The following is a 1,097-nucleotide window of genomic DNA, read 5'->3' on the forward strand; positions in this document are numbered from 1 at the left end:
GCTAAACACTCCGATCTAGTTAAGTTTGATACCCAAAAAATGCAGAATCCAGAAATTAGTGGCGTTGAGTATCAGCAGGGGGAACTAGCTGGCTATGAAGTCAGAGAGTATTTGCTTGAAAAATGGGAAAGGGAATGTACCTATTGTGGAAAGCAAAATGTCCCCTTGCAGATTGAACATATCCATCCAAAATCGAAAGGAGGAAGCGATTGCGTAAGTAATCTTTGTTTGGCTTGCGAAAAGTGCAACCAACGAAAAGGAAATAAGCCTATAGAAGATTTTCTAAAAAATAAGCCAAGTCTACTTCAGAAGATTAAGACTAAAGCTAAACAGCCATTAAAGGATGCGGCGGCGGTTAATGCAACCCGTAAAAAGCTAGTAAAAATGCTCCAAAGTGTAAGACCAGTAGTAACTGGGACGGGAGCACAAACTAAGTACAACCGAACGAAGCTAGGACTCCCTAAACAGCACTGGATTGATGCCGCTTGTGTTGGGGATATTGAGACTTTAACTTTGATAACCTCTCAACCTCTTCTAGTAACCTGCTTTGGGCAAGGAGGAAGGCAAAAAGCGGCACTCAACAAGTACGGCTACCCCATTAGACATAACCCATTGAAGCCGATTAAAGGCTGGGTAACCGGAGACATAGCCAAACATCAAAAACTAGGGATAGGCAAAGTTACTCCCAGAAGTAAAGGAAGTTTTGGATTTACCCCGTTAGGAATGAAAGGCTACAAAAGCTGTAAACCTCAAGATATATCGGCAATACACCGAAAAGATGGATACACTTACGGCTTTTGTCAATAAATACCGGAACTTGCCTTGTAATAGCTGTCCTAAACTTACCTGCTGTGATCATGACGGTGCATCTATTTACTTCGATCTAATTTTGTCAAGTATAGTGCCAAGGGTATCAGTCTAGCCAGGCAGACTAAAATTAAACAGAACCAAATATAATAAAACAGAATAAAATAGAATAAAAGAGCTTGAACCCAAATTAATCTATGTCTGAACCATCAATTACCGTTACAGTCAAGCTTTTTGCTGCCTATCAAGAAACCTATGGCTTGCCAGAACTCCAGTTGGGATTTCCCCCT

The 1,097-nt window shown here is 40.9% G+C and carries 1 protein-coding gene and 1 pseudogene; both read left to right on the forward strand.

Translation table 11 applies throughout. The annotated features are described in order from the left end of the window. The coding region (iscB, locus tag F6K37_RS43945) for an RNA-guided endonuclease IscB (protein ID WP_287257420.1) at positions 1 to 807 on the forward strand (807 nt) is incomplete at its 5' end. 197 nt (positions 808 to 1,004) lie between these two features. Then, positions 1,005 to 1,097, forward strand: a pseudogene (locus F6K37_RS43950) (molybdopterin synthase sulfur carrier subunit); the annotation flags it as partial.

Origin of the sequence: Moorena sp. SIO4E2 (assembly GCF_010671945.1) — a bacterium.
GTDB classification, from domain to species: domain Bacteria; phylum Cyanobacteriota; class Cyanobacteriia; order Cyanobacteriales; family Coleofasciculaceae; genus Moorena; species Moorena producens.